Origin of the sequence: Actinoalloteichus caeruleus DSM 43889 (genome assembly GCF_000429185.2) — a bacterium.
Lineage (GTDB): Bacteria > Actinomycetota > Actinomycetes > Mycobacteriales > Pseudonocardiaceae > Actinoalloteichus_B > Actinoalloteichus_B caeruleus.
In genome coordinates, this window is sequence record NZ_AUBJ02000001.1 from 1,074,489 (window position 1) to 1,096,304 (window position 21,816).

Below are 21,816 nucleotides of genomic sequence, written 5' to 3' on the forward strand. Positions count from 1 at the left end.
GTGTCCGAGGTTCGGTACGTCAGGCAGCCCATCAGCGTTGGGCAGCGCGGGATCTGGCTGAGCCACCGGGTTGCCCCGTCGAACCCTCGCTTCGTGGTCGGCACGGTGGTGGACCTCGTCGGTCCGCTCGACGTCTCCGCGTTGGAGCGGAGCGTCGCCCGGGCCGTCGAGGACGCGGAGGCGGCCCGCTCGCGGTTCGACGTCGACGGTGACGAGGTGTGGCAGGTCATCACTCCTCGGGGGAAGGACGTCCTGCGGGTACGGGACTTCTCCCGAGCGGACGACCCTCGGGCGAGGGCGGACTCCTGGGTGCGGGCCAACATGCGGGAGCCGCGTGACCCCGCGGCCGACGGCCTGGTGACGCACACCCTGGTACGACTGTCCGACGACTCCCACCTGCTTCACCTGGCCGCCCACCACCTGGTGATGGATGACGCCGGGCTCGGGGCTCACCTGGCCCGGATCGCTCGCGTGTACGGCGCGTTCGTCGGCGGCGAGGAGCCACCGGCGGTGGACACGGTGCCCCTGGCGGAGATCAACGCCTCGGCGACCGCGTACCTGGCCTCTGCCGACTACCACAGGGACCGGGAGTACTGGCGCACATCCCTCGCTGGCCTCACAGGTCCGACGTCGCTGGCCGGGTTGGTGCCCGCGCCCGCCGCCCCGGAGCGGGGCGCCGCCCGACCGCTCGACGCCGACCAGGCGTGGCAGTTGCGCGCGCTGTCCGAAGCGGAGGGGATCTCCGTGCGGGCGCTGCTGGTGGCCGCCGTGGTCTCCTACGTCTACCGCCTGACGGGCAACCGGGACGTCGTGCTGTCGGTTCCGCTGCCGTGCAGGGAGGACCCCGCCGTCGCGCGCACCCCGGCCATGGTGGCCAACGAACTGCCGTTACGTGTCGTGGTGTCACCGGAGACCACGTTCACCGGGCTCGCCCGGAGGGTGGCGGCCGCGCTGGAGGAGGTCACACGACACGGGCGTTTCCCGTTGGAGCACCTGCACCAGGAAATGGGTCTGGGTGGGAGTGGGTCGTCGCTGACGGGCGTGGCGGTGAACCTCGTTCCCGCCGCGACACCGAGGTTCGCGGGCCTGACCGCGGTGGGGAGTCCGCTGTCGTCCGGGCCGGTGCGGGAGCTGGAGATCAGCATCGAGACAGCCGAGGTCAGCACCGGCGGTGAACCGGTCGTGGTGTTCTCCGGGAACCCCGACGTGCACGGCGCCGGCGAGGTCGAGGAGCACCACGAGCGGTGGACCCAGGCCCTGGCCGTCCTGACGGCCGCGCCGTCCGCGCGGATCGACGCGCTCGCGTCGGTCCTGCGTTTCCGGCCGCCGGCGCGGCACGAGGACGGGATCGCCGGGGAGTGGGCTCATGACGCTGCGACCGTGCCAGACGTGTTCGCCTCGCTGGTGCGCCGCACTCCGACCGCCGGTGCGGTGACCTTCGAGGGCCGCACCCTCACGTACGCCGAGCTCGACGCGAGGGCCAACCGCCTCGCCCGGTTGCTGACGGAGCGCGGCTGCGGTGTGGGCGAGCCCGTGGCCGTCCTCCTCCCCCGTTCGCTGGACCTGATCGTCGCGGTGCTGGCCGTGGTGAAGGCTGGCGGTGCCTACCTCCCGCTCGAACCATCCCAGCCCACCGCGCGGATCCGACGTGTCCTGGCCAGCGCATCCCCCGCTCTTGTCATCACTGACAGGCCGGCCCCGGGGCTCCCGGTGGACGTGCTCGCCCTCGGCACACCGGAGACCGCGTCGGCGTTGGCCACGCGGGCCGACACCGAACCGAGTCCCGCCGGTCTCACCGACCGCCACCCCGTGTACGTGATCCACACCTCGGGATCGACGGGGGAACCGAAGGGGGTGGTGGTCGAGCACCGCAATCTCGTGGCGTTGTGCCGCGCGGTCCGGGGCGGGCACGGTGTCCTCGAAGACGACGTCTGGTCCCTGTTCCACTCCCCCGCCTTCGACTTCTCCGTCTTCGAGATCTGGGGTGCCCTGTTGAGCGGGGGACGCCTGGTCGTGGTCCCGGATGAGGTGACCCAGTCGGCACCGCGGTTCCGGGACCTGCTGGTCGCCGAGGGCGTGACCGTGTTGGCGCAGACACCCTCGGCGTTGGACCGGCTCGTCAGGCAGGAGGAGCAGGCTTCGGTGCTGCGGGAAGCGTCCTCGTTGCGACAGGTGATCGCCTGCGGAGAAGCGCTCCCCGTCGAGTTGGCCGCGCGGTTCGCCGAGCAGGTGGACGCGCCGTTGTTCAACCTGTACGGACCGACGGAGACGACCGTCATGGTGACGGGCCGCCGCGCCGACGGCGAAGGCGGTGTCGGCGGCCTGGTACCGATCGGCACCGCCCTCGACGGGGTCCAGGTGTACGTGCTGGACGACCACCTGCGGCGGACGCCCACCGGTGTCGTGGGCGAGTTGTACGTGGCGGGCGCGCACGTCGCTCGGGGATACATCCACCGTCCTGGGCTGACCGCGTCGCGGTTCATCGCCGACCCGTTCGACTCCGGGCGACGGATGTACCGGACCGGTGACCTCGCCCGGTGGAACACCGTCGGCGAGTTGGAGTTCGTCGGACGCGCGGACGAGCAGGTGAAGCTGCGTGGTCACCGCATCGAACCCGCGGAGGTCGAGGCCGCACTGCTCGCCCAGCCCTGGGTGCGCCAGGCCGTCGTCGTCGCGCGGGAGGACCGGCGTGGGGACCCGCGCCTGGTGGGGTACGTGGTACCGGCCCAGGACGTGGCGGGAGGCGTTTCCGAGGACGACACCGTCGACCGGTGGCGGCAGGCGTTCGACGCGCTTCCCGCTCGGTCGTCCTCGGCGGCCTTCGGCGAGGACTTCACCGGGTGGGACAGCTCCTACACCCGGCGGGCGATCCCGCTGACCGAGATGCGCGAGTGGCGCGCCGCCGCGGTGGCCCGCGTTCGGGAGGGCGCGCCGCGCCGAGTCCTGGAGATCGGGGTGGGATCGGGCCTGCTGTTGTCCGAGCTGGCGGGTACCTGTGAGGAGTACTGGGGAACCGACCTGTCCCAGGAGGTGATCGACCAGCTCGAGGAGCGGGTCGTCCGGGCCGGACTGGCGGGCCGGGTTCAGCTGCGGTGTCGTCCCGCCCATGATCTCGGCGGTCTGCCGACCGACCACTTCGACACGGTCGTCCTCAACTCGGTCGTGCAGTACTTCCCTGGTACGGGGTACCTGGACCGGGTGCTGGATTCGGTGCTGGACCTGGTGGTGCCGGGCGGCCGCATCGTGATCGGGGACGTGCGCAACGCGTCGACTCTCCACGCCCTCCACACCGCCGTCGAACGGGCCCAGGGGCGGGGCGGGCCGGGTCTGCCGGTCGGTGCCGCGCGGGCCGCGATGCTCGAGAAGGAACTCGTGCTCGCACCGGGCTGGTTCACGGCCTTCGCCGACCGTGACGGACGAATCGGTGCCGTCGACATCCGCCTGAAGCGGGGTGCGCACCACAACGAGCTGACCCGGCACCGCTACGAGGTGGTGCTGCACAAGGCTGGAGTGGAGGCGCTGCGGCTGGAGACGGCAACTCGTCTGGAGTGGGGGGTGGACCTGGCTGGTTGGGAGGACCTGCCCACCGCGCCGGAGGCCCCGGTTCGGGTGGCTGGAGTCCCGAACGCCCGGCTGCGTGGCGAGTCCGAGGATCCCGGCGACGACGCGATCGACCCGGAGGACGTGGCACGCTGGGCCGCGGAGCGCGGTCTTCGCGCGCTGCTGACGTGGTCGGAGTCGGATGCGTTCCACTTCGACGCGGTCCTGGTCCCCGACTCCGACGACCACCGCCCGGTGGCGGGCCTCTGCCTCGCGGGTGATGCCACCACGAGCGATCCCACCTGGGCGGAGGCCGTGCGTCGGCACGTGGACTCGACGAGGACCGCGCTGGCCGAGACGCTGCCGGCGTACATGGTGCCCGCCGTCGTCGTGGCGGTCCCGGCCATTCCGTTGAACGCGAACGTGAAGGTGGACCGCGCCGCGCTGCCCGCGCCGGCGTTCGGTTCGAGCGGGGGGCAGGCTCCCCGCACGCCGCACGAACGGCTCCTGTGCGACCTCTTCGCGGAGGTGACCGGAGCACCTGACGTGGCCGTCGGCGACGACTTCTTCGCGCTGGGCGGGCATTCCCTGCTCGCGACACGGCTGGTGAACCGGATTCGTGCCCTCCTCGACAGGGAGGTCCCGATCGCGGCGCTGTTCGACCGTCCCACGGTCCGCGAGTTGGCCGAGTTGATCGCGGGTGGTGGGAGGGCGCGGCCCGCGCTGGTCCCGATGCCCCGCCCGGACCGGGTGCCGATGTCGTTCGCGCAACGGCGGATGTGGTTCCTGCACGAGCTGCGGAACCAGTCACCCAGCTACAACATGCCGTTGGCACTGCGGTTGACCGGTGACCTCGACGCGGACGCGATGCGCGACGCGCTGGGGGACGTGGTCGCTCGTCACGAAGCGCTGCGCACCGTGTTCGCGGTCGACGACGGCGGCCCGAGCCAGCTCGTGCTGGCCGCGTCCGAGGTCGCTCCCCCGTGGGCGGTACTCGAGGTGGAGGAGCCGGAGCTGCCGGAAAGGGTCGCCGAAGCGGCTCGCCGGAGCTTCGACCTGTCCGCGGAACCACCGGTACGCGCCGTGCTCTTCCGGGTCAGCGCCACGGACCACCTGCTGTTGTTGTCGCTGCACCACATCGCTGGTGACGGCTGGTCGATGGGACCGCTGGCCCGCGATCTCTCAGTCGCCTACGCGGCCCGCCGAGCCGGCGTCGAGCCGGCGTGGGAACCGCTTCCGGTGCAGTACGCGGACTACACGCTCTGGCAGCGCGAGTTGCTCGGTGAGCGGTCCGATCCGGACAGCCTGGCCGCTCGGCAGCTGGAGTACTGGACGGATCAGCTGGCGGATCTACCGGAGCTGGTGAGCGTCCCCGCCGACCGGCCGAGGCCCGCCGTGGCCCTCGGTCGGGGTGGGCAGGTCGGCACCCTGTTGCCCGCCGAGCTCCACCGCGCGCTGGCACGATTGGCGCGGGATACCGGCGCGACCGTCAGCATGGTGTCGCAGGCCGCCACGGCGGCCCTGCTGAGCAGGCTTGGGGCCGGTGCGGACGTGCCGCTGGGCGTGCCGGTCGCCGGTCGCACGGATCAGGCGCTCGACGACGTGGTCGGCTTCTTCGTCAACACCCTGGTGCTGCGGGTGGACACCGGGGGCGACCCGTCCTTCGCGACGCTCGTCGACCGTGTGCGGCGAACCGCACTGGCCGCCCACGCTCACCAGGACGTGCCGTTCGAGCACGTCGTCGACGCGATCAACCCGCGGCGGTCCCGGTCGCGCAACCCGTTGTTCCAGGTCGCCGTCGTGTCGCAGAACCTGCCGGGTGCGGGTTTCGACCTGGCGGGGGTGACGACGGAGGCCCGGTGGGTGGGGACGGACACGTCACGCACCGACCTGGCGTTGAACTTGACCGAGCGATACGACTCCTACGGGGAGCCCTCGGGAATCGACGTCATCGCGGAGTACGACACCGACCTGTTCGACGAACACACCGTCCGGGCCCTGCTCGACAGGTGGGAACGGCTGCTGCGGGAGGTGTCGGCGCGCCCCGACCGTCCGGTCGGCGGCGTCGACCTGCTCGACGCGGCGGAACGGGAACTGGTGCTGGTCGAGTGGAACGAGCGCGGTCCGGTGCCGGCTCCGGTGTCCCTGCCCGACCTGTTCGCGGCACGGGTGGCCCGGGACGCCAATGCCCTGGCGGTGGTGGCTGATGATGTGGAGCTGTCCTACGGTGAGCTGGACGCGCGAGCCAACCGGCTGGCGCACTGGCTGGTAGACAAGGGCGCGGCTCCGGAGACCGTGATCGGTGTCCGGATGTCGAAGTCCCGCGACTCGGTCGTGGCCACCCTGGCGGTCATGAAGACGGGCGCGGCCTACCTGCCGCTGGACCCGAACTACCCGGCCGAACGACTCGGGTTCATGCTGGCTGACGCCCGGCCCTTGCTGGTCCTCGACGAGGACTCCGTGCGTCAGAACCTCGATGGATGGCCGTCGGACGCCCCCGAGCGGGTGGTGCGTCCCGACGGCTCCGCCTACGTCATCTACACGTCGGGCTCGGCGGGCAGGGCCAAGGGCGTCGTCGTGACCCACCGGGGTCTGGCGGCGTTGGCGGCGGCCCAGATCAGCCGGTTCGCGGTCGACGAGGGCAGTCGTGTCCTCCAGTTCACCTCGATGAGCTTCGACGTGTCGGTGGCTGACCTGTGCATGGCACTGGCGGCGGGTGCGACGCTCGTGCTGCCGGGACAGGACCGCCTGGTGGGCGGAGCCCTGCTGGACGTCCTCCTCCGCCACCGGGTCACGCACGTCCAGCTGCCGATGTCCGTGCTGCAGACCATCCCCACCGACAGCCCTGGTTCCGACCTTCCTGACCTCGTGACCGCCGTCGTCGGCGGCGAGGTGTCCTCGTCCGAGGGGGTGGCCCGCTGGTCGGCGTCCCACCGCCTGGTGAACGCCTACGGTCCGACCGAGACCACGGTGTGCGCGACGATCAGCGACCCCTTGGACGGGACCGAGGCACCCATCGGGACCCCTATCGCCGGTACGCGCGTGTACGTGCTCGACGACCGGCTCCGGCCCGTGCCCGTGGGCGCGGCCGGAGAGCTGTACGTCGCGGGTGAGGGCGTGGCCAGAGGCTACCTGGGGATGCCCACGCTCACCGCTGGGCGGTTCGTGGCGGACCCGTTCGGGTCTGCCGGTTCGAGGATGTACCGCACGGGTGACCTGGTCAGGTGGTCGTCGGAGGGCCTGCTGCACTTCGTGGGACGCGCCGACGAGCAGGTCAAGGTCCGCGGCTTCCGAGTGGAACCGGGCGAGGTGGAGGCCGTGCTGCGGCAGCAGCCGGCCGTGGCCGACGCGGTGGTCGTGGCCCGGGAGGAACGGCCGGGCGACCGACGTCTGGTCGGGTACGTGGTCCCGGCCGGGGACGACCACGACCATGCCGCGCTGTTGGGGGCGCTGGCCCGGCGGCTGCCGGACTACCTGGTCCCGTCCGCTCTCGTGACCGTCCCCGAGATCCCGGTGACACCGAACGGCAAGGTCGACCGCAGGGCGCTACCGGCGCCCCGCTACGGCTTCGCGACGACCGGTCGGGCGCCCCGCACCCCGCACGAGGAAATCCTGTGCGGCCTGTTCGCCCAGGTGCTGGGGGTCGAGGCTGTCGACGCCGGCGCGGACTTCTTCGCGCTGGGAGGTCATTCCCTGCTCGCCACCCGGCTGGTGGCGGAGGTCCAGCGGGTGTTCGCGGTGGACCTGCCCGTTGGGGAGCTGTTCGACGCTCCCACCGTGGCCCTCCTCTCCGCGCGGCTCACCCTCGGCGGTGCCGCACGGGTACCGCTGACGGCGACGGAGAGACCACGGCTCGTCCCGCTGTCCTTCGCTCAGCAACGGCTGTGGTTCCTGCACGAACTCGACGGTGCGTCCGCCACCTACACCGTCCCGTTCGCGTTGGAGTTCTCCGGGGACGTCGACACCGACGCCCTGCACGCCGCGGTACTCGACGTGGTCGACCGGCACGAGGCGCTGCGCACGACCTTCACCGAGGTGGACGGGACACGGTGGCAGCAGGTCCGGGACACCTCGGACCTGCCCTCGGCACCCCGCGAGCACCTGGTGAGCGAGGAGCGGCTCGAACCGCTGTTGCGGGAGCTGGCGTCGGAGACCTTCGACCTCGCCGAGGAGATCCCCCTCCGGTGGTGGGTGGTGCGTACCGACGGCGGGGCGTGCCTCCTGGTGCTGTTGGCGCACCACATCGCGGTGGATGGCTGGTCGATGCGGCCGCTGACCCGCGACATCGCCTCCGCCTACGTGGCGCGCCGCGGCGGCGGTACCCCCGAGTGGGAACCGTTGACCGTCCAGTACGCGGACTTCACGGTCTGGCAACGCGGCGTGCTTGGCTCCGGGACGTCCCCGGGGAGCGCCGCGTCAGACCAACTGGCGTACTGGCGGGACGCGCTGGCCGGGGTTCCCGAGGAAATTCCCCTGCCCGCTGACCGACCCCGTCCAGCGGCTCCCTCCAACGGCGGAGGACGAGTGCTGTTCGAGGTCCCCTCTGAGCTCAGCACCCGGCTGGCCGCCCTCGCTCGCGATGCGGGCGCCACGATGCACATGCTCGCCCACGCGGCCGTCGCGATGCTGTTGTCCCGGCTCGGCGCCGGCACCGACATCCCGTTGGGCGCCCCCGTCGCCGGGAGGACGGACCACGCGGTGGAGGACCTGGTCGGGTTCTTCGTGAACTCCGTGGTGTTGCGGGCTGACCTGACCGGCGACCCAAGCTTCACCGAGGTCCTCGGTCGGACGCGGGCCACCGCGCTCGCCGCCTACCGGAACCAGGACGTCCCCTTCGACTGGGTGGTCGACGAGGTCAACCCGGCCCGCTCAACCGCGCGACACCCGCTGTTCCAGGTGATGGTGGAATTCGACCCCGCTGACCAGTACCAGCTCGCCGGGGCGTTCGACGCGGTCGCGGGGTTGGGCGTCACCGCCCGCACCATCGACACCGGCATGGTTCCCTTCGACCTGTCCGTGGTGTTCGCCCAGGATGGGGGCGGGCGGCTGACCTACGCCGTCGAGTACGCGTCGGACCGGTTCGACCGAGCGACCGCCGAACGTCTCGGCCTTCGGCTGCTCCGGTTGCTGCACACGGTCGCGGAGCGGCCGGATCTCCCGTTGAGCGGTGTCGACCTGCTGGATCCGGGCGAGCTGCGCCGGATGCTGGTCGAGTGGAACGACACCGCCACCCAGGTCGAACCGGTCAGCGTCATCGACCTGTTCCACCGCCAGGTGGCCCGCGGGCCGAACTCCGTCGCCGCGGTGCGCGGGAGCGAGTCGCTCACCTACGCCGAACTCGATCGCAGGGCCAACCGCCTGGCTGGACTGCTGGTGGAGGCGGGGGTGGCACCGGGAGCGCGGGTGGCGATCCTGCAGGAACGCTCACTCGACCTGTTGGTGTCGACGGTGGCCGTGCTCAAGGCCGGTGCCGCCTACGTCCCGTTGGACCCGACGCAGCCCGAGGCGAGGTCGCGGTGGACCGCGGAGGACGCCGACGTCGTGCTGCTGCTCACCGACCGTGCTTCGACCGCCGTGGCGCCGGCCGGCATCGGTACCGTGCGGATCACCGACGAGGGGGTGACGGACGGGTACCCGGACATCCGGCCTGAGGTCACCACCCACCCCGAACAGGCGGTGTACGTCATGTACACCTCGGGGTCGACGGGAACCCCGAAGGGCGTGCTCAACACGCACCGCAACGTCGTGCACCTGGCGACCAACTCGTACTGGGGCCGGGGGAACCACGACGCGGTGCTGATGCACTCCCCGTTCGCGTTCGACGCGTCGACCTTCGAGATCTGGGTTCCGCTGCTCACCGGCGGCACCGTGGTCGTCGCCTCCCCCGGCAGGCTCGGCGCCGCCGAGTTCGCTGACGCGATCACCGAGGGCGGCGTGACCGGACTGTTCGTCAGCGCGGGTCTGTTCCGCACGCTGGCCGACGAGGACCCGGGGTGCTTCGCCGGGGTCCGGGAACTGTGGGCGGGCGGTGACGTGGTGTCCCAGGCGGCGGTGAGCCGCGTCCTGGAGGCCTGCCAGGGGATCGTCGTCGCCAACGAGTACGGGCCGACGGAGACCACGGTGTTCTCGTCGGTGAATCCGATGTCCCGAGGTGACGAGGTCCCCTCGACGGTCCCCATCGGACGACCGTTGTGGAACACGGGGCTGTACGTGCTGGACGAACGGTTGCGGCCGGTACCGCCCGGGGTCACCGGGGAGCTGTACATCGCCGGGGCTGGTGTCGCACGCGGGTACTGGCGACGTGCCGGGCTCACCGCCGCGAGGTTCCTCGCCTGTCCGTTCGGTTCCCCGGGCGACCGCATGTACCGGACGGGAGACCTGGTGCGGTGGACCGAGTCAGGTGAGCTGGTCTTCCTCGGCAGGATCGACGAACAGGTCAAGATCCGCGGTTTCCGCATCGAACCGGGTGAGGTCGAGTCGCTGCTGGTCGCGGAACCCGGTGTCGCCGAGGCGGCGGTCACCGTGCGGGAGGAGCCGCCGGGTGACAGGCACCTCGTCGCCTACGTCGTCCCGGACGGCACGGGACCGTGCGAGCCGGACGTGTTGCGATCCGCGCTGGCCAGGGTCGCGCCGGACTACCTGGTCCCGTCAGTGGTGGTGGTCCTACGGGAGTTGCCGCTGACCCGGAACGGGAAACTGGACCGCGCCGCGCTGCCCGCTCCGGACCGAGGTGTCCCGACACGGGGTGCGGCACCGGCGGGAACCCCTCGTGAACGAGCGCTCTGCGAGTTGTTCGGCCAGGTCCTCGGGGTCAGCGACGTGGGCGTGGACGACAACTTCTTCGCGATCGGTGGTCATTCGCTGATGGCGGCCCGCTTGGCCAGCAGGGTCCGGGCCGAACTCGGGGTCGAACTGCGAATTCGGGTGATCTTCGACTTCCCCACCCCTGCCGGCATCGCCGCGCGGCTCGACGCGTCCGGCCCGGCCCGGCCGGCGCTGGGCCCTCTGCCCCGTCCGGAGATCGTGCCGCTGTCGTTCGCGCAGCGGCGCATGTGGTTCCTGCACCGGCTGGAGGGCAGGTCCGCCACCTACAACATGCCGTTGGCGTTGCGGCTGAGCGGCCGGTTGGACCGCGTGGCGCTCCAAGCCGCCGTCGCGGACGTCGTGGGACGTCACGAGGCCTTGCGCACGGTGTACCCGGACAGGTCGGGTGAACCCCACCAGGTCGTCCTCGAGCCGGACGCGGCCGTGGTGGACTGGCGGGTCGAGGCGGTGCCGACGGCCCGGCTGGACGAGGTGTTGTCCCGGTACGCGCGTGAGGTCTTCGACCTGTCGCGCGAGGTACCCGTGCGCGCCAGGTTGTTGGAGACCGGTGGCGACGAGCACGTGCTCCTCCTGGTCGTCCATCACATCGCCGCCGACGGATGGTCGATGGCGCCGTTGCTGGAGGACCTGAGCTCCGCCTACGACGCGAGGCGACGCGGCGCACGACCGGGCTGGGCCGAGCTGCCCGTCCAGTACGCCGACTACACGATGTGGCAGCGGAACCTGCTGGGTGTTCCCGACGCTCCGAGCGAGTTCCTGGAGCGGCAGGTGGACTACTGGACGGCCCAGCTGGAGGGTGTTCCCGGCCGGTTGCGGTTGCCCTCGGACCGCCCGGCGCCGGCGACGGCGTCCTACCGCGGTTCGTTCGTCTCCGCCGAGTTCGACGGTGAGGTGCAACGTGAGCTCGCCGCGTTGGCGAGCGCGACCGGTGCCACGGTGTTCATGGTGTTGCAGGCCAGCCTCGCGGCCCTGCTGACCAGGTTGGGGGCGGGCACCGACGTGCCCATCGGGTCACCGATCGCCGGCCGCGCCGACGAAGCGCTCGACCCCCTGGTCGGGTTCTTCGTCAACACCCTGGTGCTGCGGACCGACACCTCGGGCGACCCGGGCTTCTCTGAGCTCGTCGCGCGTGTCCGCAACCGGGCATTGGCCGCCTACGCGCACCAGGACGTGCCGTTCGAGTACCTGGTGGAGCGGATCAACCCGGACCGCTCCGCCGGTCACCACCCGTTGTTCCAGGTCGCGTTGGCGCTGCAGAACGCCCCGACTGGCTCCGTGTCGCTGCCGGACCTCACGGCGCGCGGGGTGTGGGCGCACACCGGGACCTCCCGGTTCGACCTGTTGTTCTCGCTGACCGAACGAGCGGGTGGCGCGGGGATCGAGGTCATGCTCGAGTACTCGACCGACCTGTTCGACGAGTCCGGGGCGCGCGACCTGGTCGACCGGTGGGAGCGGTTGCTGCGCGGCGTGCTGGCCGACCCCGGACGCTCCATCGGATCGGTACCACTGCTTTCCCAGCAGGAGTGGGCCGAGGAGACGGGGAACCCCGGGCTGGCGGGACCAACCGTGCCGACGCCCGTTGTGGACGACCTCGCCGAACTCTTCGCCGCCCAGGTCAGGAGAACGCCGGGTTCGGTCGCCCTGGTGGACGACGAGATCAGCCTGACGTACGCCGAGGTGGACGCCAGGGCGAACAGGCTGGCGCACTGGCTGCGTGCGCACGGGGCCGGGCCGGAACGGTTCGTCGGCGTGCTGTTGCCCCGGTCGGTCGACCTCGTGGTCGCGGTTCTCGCGGTGCTGAAGTCCGGATCGGCCTACGTTCCGCTGGACCCCGACTACCCGGAGGACCGACTGGAGCTGATCCGCCGCGACACCGGCCTCGTCGCGGTCGTGGACGCGGATTCCGTGCGCTGGTCCCTCGACCAGTCACTTCCCGCCACCGACCCTCCCCGTGGCACGACACGCGCCAACGCGGCCTACGTGATCCACACCTCCGGTTCGACCGGTACGCCGAAGGGGGTCGTCGTCCCTCACGGCAACGTCCTGCGCCTGCTCGCCTCCGCCGGTCAGCTCTTCGACGTCGGACCGGACGACGTGTGGACCCTGTTCCACTCCACGTCCTTCGACTTCTCGGTGTGGGAGATGTGGGGAGCCCTCGCCTCCGGTGGTCGACTGGTCGTCGTCCCCTTCGAGGTCAGCCGCACTCCGACGAGATTCCTGCGCCTGCTCACCGAACACCAGGTGACGGTGCTCAGCCAAACCCCGTCGGCGTTCTACCAGCTGGCCGACACCGTGGTGGACTCGGCCGAACTCCCGCCGCTCCGGCTGCGCACCGTGGTCTTCGGTGGTGAGGCACTCGACGTCGACCGCCTCGCGGCCTGGCGGGAACGGTTCGGCACCGGAGGCCCGGATCTGGTCAACATGTACGGCATCACCGAGGTCACCGTCCACGTGAGCCACCTGGTACTCGGCGACGTGGCGGAGCGCGGCCCGGGGTTCAGCCCGTTGGGTGGACCGCTGCCCGGCCTCCGGGCCCTCGTGCTGGACGAGGGTCTCCGCCCAGTACCTCGCGGAGTCGCCGGCGAGCTGTACGTGGCGGGAGAACAGGTGGCCAGGGGTTACCTGGGCAGGCCCGGCCTGACGTCGAGCCGGTTCGTCGCCGACCCGTTCGTCGGGAACGGGGCCCGCATGTACCGGACCGGCGATCTGGTGCGCCGGGATCGCGGCGGCAGTCTGGAGTTCGTCGGACGCGTCGACGACCAGGTCAAGATCCGGGGCTTCCGCATCGAGCCAGGGGAGATCGAGACGACGCTCCGCCAGCACCCGGGCGTCCGGCACGCCGCTGTCGTCGCGCGGGAGGACCAGGCCGACGACCGCCGTCTCGTCGCCTACGTCGTTCCCGCGGAGCGGCCCGGCGGTGATGGCGCCGAACACGTCACGGAGTGGCGCGAGACCTACGACTCGGTTTACACGCGGCCGAACGACCTCGCTTTCGGCGAGGACTTCACGGGATGGGACAGCTCGTACACGGGCCAGCCGATCCCCTTGGAGGAGATGCGGCGGTGGCGGGAGGACATCGTCTCGCTGATCCGGTCCTACCGGCCGGCGCGGGTGTTGGAGATCGGGGTGGGCTCGGGCCTGCTGCTCTCCCAGTTGGCCGACGACTGCGAGGTGTACTGGGGCACGGACTTCTCCGGAGCGGTCATCGACCGGTTGCGTGGCCAGGTCGCCACGGCGGGACTGGCCGAGCGGGTGGTGCTGCGGTGCCAGGCCGCCGACGTGGTCGACGGGTTACCGGCGGGCTTCTTCGACACCGTGGTGATCAATTCGGTGGTCCAGTACTTCCCGAGCGGGGACTACCTGGAGCGGGTGGTCGACGCCGCGCTGGCCCTGGTGGCGCCGGGTGGGCGTGTCCTGATCGGTGACGTCCGCAACGCCGACACCCTCCGCGCGCTGCACACCGGCATCCACCTGGCGAGGCACCCCGGGGGGAGGAAGCCGAGACCGGCTCCGCTGCGCGTCGCCGTGGACCGCGCCGTGCTCCTGGAGAAGGAGCTGGTGGTGGCGCCCCGCTTCTTCGGCCGGTTCGCCGACCGCGTGGACGGGCTGGAGATCAGGTTGAAGCGGGGTGACTACCACAACGAGCTGACCCGGCACCGCTACGAGGTGGTGATGCACCGGAAGCCCTCGGAGGTGGTGTCACTCGAGGACGCGCCCGCCCTTGTCTGGGGGCGGGACGTGGTGTCCCTCGCCGGACTTCCCGGCACGCTGGAGCACCCGCTCCGCATCACGGGTCTGCCGAACGCGAGGATCGCGGGCGAGGCGTTCGACCACCACGGGCGCCCGCTCGTCGTCGACGGCGTCGACCCCGAGGACGTCGCCAGCTGGGGTGAGCGGCGAGGGCTCCTGGTGGTCACCACCTGGCACCCCCGGTCACCGGAACTCTTCGACGCGGTGCTGCTGCCACCGACGTTGGCTGGGACGGCGCTGGCCGGAACGCACCGGACCGAACCGGACACCCGGCCGGCCGTGAACGAACCGACGACGGCCCGGGCCGTGACGGGACTGCCCAAGACCCTGCGGGAGTTCGCTACGCGTCACCTGCCCGCCCACCTGGTGCCCTCGGCCGTCGTTGTCCTCGGCGCCATGCCGCTCACACCGAGCGGGAAACTCGACCACCGTGCCCTGCCCGCTCCGGCGTTCGTCTCGGAGGGGCTCCGCGCGCCACGCACCCCGAGGGAGGCAGTGCTCTGCGAACTGTTCGCGGACGTCCTCGGTTCGACCTCGGTCGGCGTCGATGACGACTTCTTCGCCCTGGGGGGCCACTCGCTGTTGGCGACCCGGTTGGCGAGCCGGATTCGCTCGGTCCTCGGTGTCGAGATGGGTATCCGCGCCCTGTTCGAAACCCCGACGGTGGCTGGCCTCGCGGCCCGGTTGCCGGGTGGACCGGTCCGGGAACCCCTGGTGCGGCAGCCGCGTCCGGATGTGGTTCCGCTGTCCTTCGCGCAGCAACGCCTGTGGTTCCTCTACAAGGTGGAGGGCCCCTCGGCCACCTACAACATGCCCGTCACGCTGCGGCTCACCGGGCGTCTGGACGAGGAGGCGCTGACGGCGGCCGTCCACGACGTGGTGGGCCGGCACGAGGCGCTGCGCACCGTGTTCCCCGAAACCAACGGCACACCACACCAGCACGTGCTCGCCCTCGACGAGGTCGACCTGGGTTGGGAGACGAGGACGGCCACCGAGCGGGCCCTGCCACGGCTGTTGGCCGAGGTCGCCCGGCACGGCTTCGACCTCGCCACCGACGCCCCGATCCGGGTGTGGCGGTTCGACCTGGCCTCGGACGACCGGGTGCTCGTGCTCGCCATGCACCACATCGCCGGCGACGGCTGGTCGATGGCTCCGCTCGTCCGCGACCTGGTGGCGGCGTACACGGCGAGGCTTGACGGGCACGAACCCGGCTGGGAGCCGCTGCCGGTGCAGTACGCCGACTACACGGTGTGGCAGCACCGGGTGCTCGGCACGCTGGAGGCCCCGGAGAGCGTCCTCTCCAGCCAGGTCCGGTACTGGTCCGACCAGCTCGCCGGGCTCCCGGAGACCCTGCCGCTCCCGACGGACCGGCCCCGCCCGCCGGTAGCGTCACACCGCGGCGGTTTCCTGGAGTTCGCTCTGCCCGCGCCGTTGCACGAAGGCATGCTGGCGCTGTCCGGCCAGCACGGTGCCACGGTGTTCATGCTGCTCCAGGCGGGTATGGCCGCGCTGTTGACCCGACTGGGCGCGGGCACCGACATCCCCCTCGGGGCACCGATCGCGGGCCGGACCGACCAGGCGCTTGATGACCTCGTCGGGTTCTTCGTCAACACCCTGGTGCTGCGGACCGACACCTCCGGTGATCCCACCTTCGCGGAACTGGTCGAACAGGTCCGGGAACGGAGCCTGTCGGCGTACGCGAACCAGGACGTGCCCTTCGAAACCCTCGTCGAGGTGCTCAATCCTCGGCGCTCCCAAGCACACCACCCGCTGTTCCAGGTCGCGTTGGCCCTGCAGAACGCGTCAGCGCCGACACTGGAGCTGCCGGGCCTGGTCGTCACGCCGTGGACCGCGCACACCGGAACGGCGCGGTTCGACCTCCTGTTCTCCCTGACCGAGCGTGTCCGCCCCGAGGACGGGCGGTCGGACGGCGCGACGGGATTCGTCGAGTACGCGACGGACCTGTTCGACCGGCACACCGTCGAACTCCTGGTCGAGCACTGGTTGCGTCTGCTCGAACAGTTCGTCGCCGACCCGCACCGCCCGATCAGCCACGCGGAGCTCGTGGGGACCGATGGTTCCGCGTCCGCCCCCGCCGTCCGGCGGGAGGTGCGACCCGGGCAGCTCCTCCCCGACCTGTTCGTGGCGCAGGCGTCGCGCACCCCGGACGCGGTGGCGGTGACCGACGGTTCCTCGGAGTTGACCTACGCGGAGCTCGACGCGCGGTCGAACCGGCTGGCCCACTGGTTGACCAGCAAGGAGGTGGGGCCGGAGGACCTGGTCGGCGTACTGGTGCCCCGGTCGGTCGAGACCGTCGTGACGATCCTGGGAGTGCTCAAGAGCGGTGCGGCGTACCTGCCGCTCGACCCGGACTACCCGGCCGACCGCCTGGCGTTCATGCTGGCCGACGCCCGCCCCACCCAGGTGCTCGCCACCACTTCCCTGGCGGAACGGCTCGGCGCCCTCCACGAGGGCACCGCCCTGCTGGACACCCTGGGTGGGGAACTGGCCGTCATGCCGTCGACCGCACCCACCGACGACGAGCGTCGGCAGCCCCTCCTGCCGGACCACCCGGCCTACGTGATGTACACGTCGGGGTCCACCGGAACGCCCAAGGGCGTGGTCGTCCCGCACCGCGGGCTTCGTGACCTCGTCAGCTTCGCCATCGCGGACCTGGGGCCCCGTCGTCTCGGGAGGATGCTCGCGACCACGTCGCTGAACTTCGACGTCTCGGTCTTCGAAATGTTCCCGCCGCTGGCGTGCGGCGGGACGGTCGAGGTCGTCAACGACCTGCTGGGACTGCTCGACCGGGGCGTTGACGCGCCCACCGGACTGCTCAGCGCCGTGCCCTCGGCGTTCACCCAGTTCTTCGAGGCGGCGGCACATCCGCCCACCGTGGACACCGTGGTGTTCGGCGGCGAGGCGATCCCGGTGAATCTCGTCGAGATGTTGCACGACGTGTCACCGGGCTGTCGGGTCGTCAACATCTACGGCCCCACCGAGGCGACGGTGTTCGTCACGCGGTGGTACTCCGACGAGCGGGTCGCGGCCGTTCCCCCCATCGGCGAGCCGACGGCATCGACCGTCGTGCGGGTGCTGGACGACAGGTTGCGTCCGGTGCCGGCCGGGGTCAGCGGCGAACTCTACGTCGGCGGAGGCCAGCTCGCGCGGGGCTACCTGCGGCGACCAGGTCTCACCGCGGGTCGGTTCGTGGCCAATCCCTTCGGGCCGGCCGGCTCCCGGATGTACCGGACCGGCGATGTCGTGCGGTGGAACGCGGCGGGCGAACTGGAATTCCTCGGCCGGTCCGACGACCAGGTCAAGGTCCGCGGCTACCGGATCGAACCGGGTGAGGTCGAAGCCGCCCTGCGGTCACATCCGGAGGTGGCGCACTCGGTGGTGGTCGTCCGGGAGGACCAGCCTGGTGACCGCCGCCTGGTCGGGTACGTCGTGCCCGGGGACGGGGATGGGGGCGAGGACGTCGCGGGGAAGCTCAGCGAGTGGCGGGAGACCTACGACTCCCTGTACACCGACTCGCGCATCGACGTCTTCGGGGAGGACTTCACCGGGTGGGACAGCTCCTACTCCGGGGCGCCGATCCCCCTACCGGAGATGCGGGAATGGCGCGACGCCATCGTCTCCCTCATCCGATCCCACCACCCACGCCGCATCCTGGAGGTCGGCGTCGGCACGGGTCTCCTGCTCTCCCGCCTCGCCCCCGACTGCGACGAGTACTGGGGCACCGACTTCTCCGGCGCCGTCATCGAACGCCTCACCGCCGAGGTCACCTCGGCCGGTCTCCACGACCGGGTCGTCCTCCGCCACCAGGCCGCCGACGTGGTGGACGGCCTGCCCACCGACCACTTCGACACCATCGTGCTCAACTCGGTCGCGCAGTACTTCCCGGGAGGCGCGTACCTGGAGCGGGTGCTGGACGGCCTGCTGGACGTCCTGGCGCCGGGCGGTCGCGTCATCGTGGGTGATGTCAGGAACCTCCGGACGGTCGAGGCACTGCACACGGCGGTGCAACGGCGTCGGCACGGGGTGGTGGGCTCCGGGCTGGCCGCCGCGGTGCGGCACGCCGTGCACCGGGAACGGGAACTGCTCGTCGCCCCGGAGTTCTTCGCGGGTCTGGCGGCCAGGGACCGAAGGGTGGGGGCCGTCGACCTGCGGCTCAAGCGGGGCGGCCACCACAACGAGCTGACCAGGCACCGGTACGAGGTCGTGTTGCACAAGGAGCCGGCCAGGGCGCTGGACCTGGGGGCCGCCCCGGTGTCGGAGTGGGGCTCCGCCATCGGCTCCCTGGACGAGCTGGTCGCGCGCGTGGAGGACCCCGTCCGCGTCACCGGCCTGCCCAACGCCCGACTCGCCGGGGAGTCCAGGGAACAGGTGGGTTCCCTGGTCGACCCGGAGGACGTCGTCGCCTGGGCCGCCGAACGGGGGCTGTCGGCGTACCCGACGTGGTCGTCGGAGTCCCCGGACCTCTTCGACGTCGTCCTGGTCCCGGCCTCGCTCGACCAGACGGTGGTGACCGGCTCGTACCTCGCCTCGGCCGCCTCGGCCGGCGAGGTCGTCAACGTGCCCTTCGCGGCGCTGGCGACGGACGAGTTGCTCGCATCCGTCCGCGCGCACGCGGCGGGACGACTGCCGGAGTACATGGTGCCCTCCGCGCTCGTCGCGATTCCCGAGATTCCCCTGAGCCCGAACGGGAAGCTCGACCGGCGGGCCCTTCCCGCTCCGGTGACGGCCTCCGCGGTGAGCACCGGCAGGCTCTCCTCGGTCGAGGAGGTGCTGTGCGGCCTGTTCGGCGAGGTCCTGGGGGTCACCGACGTCGGGGTGGATGACGACTTCTTCCTGTTGGGCGGTCATTCCCTCCTGGCGACCCGCCTGGTGAGCCGGGTCAGGGCGGTGTTGGGCGTCGAACTGCCGATCCGGGTGCTCTTCGACGCCTCGTCGGTACGGCGGCTGGTCAGCGGGTTGGGCTGGGACGGCGGCGTGCGGACGGAGTTGGGCGCGCGGGAACGACCGGAGGTCGTACCCCTGTCCTTCGCCCAACGCAGGCTGTGGTTCCTGTGGCGCTTCGAGGGCGCCTCCGCGACCTACAACATGCCGATGGCGCTGCGGCTGTCCGGCGAAGTGGACCTCCAGGCGCTGGGGGACGCCGTTCGCGACGTCGTCGGACGGCACGAGGCCCTCCGCACGATCTTCCCCGAGGTGGACGGTGAACCACGTCAGCTCGTCGTCTCCCCGGAGGCGGCTGTCGTCGACTGGGCCACGCTCGACGTCACCGAGGACCAGCTTCCGACGGTGACCGGGGCGCTGGCCCGCCAGCCGTTCGACCTGGACCGCGACCTCCCGGTGCGCGGGCGTGCCCTCACCGTCGGTCCGGGCGAGCACGTGCTGATGCTGGTGACGCACCACATCGCCGGCGACGGGTGGTCAGTGGCGCCGCTGGTCCGTGATCTGGTCGCCGCCTACACGGCACGCCGCTCCGACACCGCGCCCGCGTGGTCGCCGCTCCCGGTGCAGTACGCCGACTACACGCTGTGGCAGCGGGACCTCCTCGGTGAGGTGGACGACCCGGGCAGCCTGTTCTCCCGCCAGGTCGACTACTGGCGGGACCAGCTGGCGGGACTGGGCGGGGTCGTCAGCCTGCCCACCGACCGGCCCCGCCCCGCGGTGGCGTCGTTCCTCGGCGACACCGTCGAGTTCGACCTCGGCACCGAGATCAGCGGGCGGGTCGCGGACGTCGCCCGCCAGACCGGCGCGACCGTGTTCATGGTCCTCCAGGCGAGTCTGGCCGCCCTGCTGTCCCGTTGGGGCGCCGGAACGGACATCCCGCTGGGCAGCGGGGTCGCCGGCCGCACGGACGAGGCACTGGAGGATCTGGTCGGGTTCTTCGTCAACACCGTGGTACTGCGAGCGGACGTGTCAGGTGACCCTTCCTTCCGCGAACTGGTGCGCCGGGTACGGGAGCGGAGCCTGGGTGCCTTCGCGCACCAGGACGTCCCGTTCGACCACCTGGTGGAGGTACTGAACCCGGACCGTTCGCCGGCGTACCACCCGATGTTCCAGGTCGCGATGGTGCTCCAGAACACGCCGGAAGCGAACCTGACCGTGCCCGGCGCGACCGTGAGCCCGTTGTCGACGAGCACGGGAACGGCCCGCTTCGACCTGCTGGTCTCCCTCACGGAGGACTCGGCTGACGGCGGGAACCTCACGGGCTTCGTCGAGTACGCCACCGATCTGTTCGACCGGACGACCATCACGGGGTTCCTCGCACGGTGGACGCGGGTCCTCGAGCAGGTCACCGGTGATCTCGACCTGCCGGTCCAGCGGCTGGACCTCGTCGGTGACGTCGAACGCGGTCGAGTCCTGCTGGAGTGGAACGACTCCGGTCGGGATGTCCGCCACCTCCCGTTGGGAGAGTTGATCGGAGAGCACGTCGACCGCGACGGCTCGGCGATCGCCGTTGCCTCGGCGGAGGTCCACCTCACCTACGCGGAATTGGACGCCCGCGCCAACCGGTTGGCGCGATGGCTGGGTGAGCAGGGCGTGGGCGCCGGCTCGGTGGTCGGGCTGCGGCTGCCGCGCTCCGTCGATCTGGTGGTGGCCGTGCTCGCGGTGTCCAGGTCGGGGGCCGCGTTCCTGCCGTTGGACCCCACCTACCCGCGGGACCGGTTGGACCTCATGGTCGCCGACGCGCGGCCGGTGCTCGTCGTCGACGAGGCGGTCCTGGCCCGTGACCGGTCCCACCTGCCGGCCAGTCGACCGGAGGTCGTGGTGGATCCGGCCGGCGCCGCCTACGTCATCTACACGTCGGGCTCGTCGGGTGCTCCCAAGGGCGTGGTGGTCTCCCACCTCGGGCTCTCCGGCCTCGCGCTCGCACACCGCGAGGAGCTGGACATCGGGCCCGGGGGGCGGGTGCTGCAGTTCGCCTCCCCCAGCTTCGACGCCTCGGTGTGGGAGCTGGTCATGGCGCTGGGCACTGGCGCGACGTTGGTCGTGGCCGGGGAGGGGACTCTGGTCGGCGACTCCCTGACCACCGCTCTGGTGGAGGGGCGCGTCAGCCACGCCACCCTGCCGCCCTCGGTCCTGGCGACGCTCTCCCCCGCGAACTTGCCGGAACTGCGCACCGTGGTCGTCGCTGGTGAGGCGATGCCCTCGGACCTGGTCCGGCTGTGGGCGCCGGGTCGCCGACTGATCAACGCCTACGGCCCCACGGAGACGACGGTCTGCGCGACGATGAGCCGCCCGTTGACCGGAGGGTCGGCGCCCATCGGTTCCCCGATGCCCAACACCAGGGCGTACGTGTTGGACGACCGGCTGCGGCCTGTCGCCCCGGGCGACGCCGCGGAGCTCTACGTGGCGGGCGATCCGTTGGCACTCGGTTACCTCGCGCGGGCCGGCGTCACGGCCGGCCGTTTCGTGGCCAACCCCTTCGGGCCGGCCGGCTCCCGGATGTACCGGACCGGCGACGTCGTGCGGTGGAACACGGCGGGCGAACTGGAATTCCTCGGTCGCGCCGACGACCAGGTCAAGCTGCGCGGCCACCGGGTCGAGCCGGGCGAGGTCGAAGCGGCGCTACGCCTGCACCCGCGGGTGGACCAGGCCGTGGTGGGCGTGTTCGGCGACCGCCTCGTCGGGTACGTGGTCCCGGCGGAGGCCACGGCGGAGGGCTCCGACGCGGAGCTGGTGGAG

At 71.5% G+C, this 21,816-nt stretch carries 1 protein-coding gene (cut by a window edge); it reads left to right on the forward strand.

Annotation, left to right across the window (positions count from 1 at the left end):
* Nucleotides 1-21,816, forward strand: the 5' portion of a protein-coding gene (locus G443_RS04215; protein WP_051313660.1) for a non-ribosomal peptide synthase/polyketide synthase. Its footprint extends 5,745 nt past the window's final position; only the first 21,816 of its 27,561 coding nucleotides appear in the window; its start codon is at nucleotides 1-3; the stop codon falls past the right edge of the window.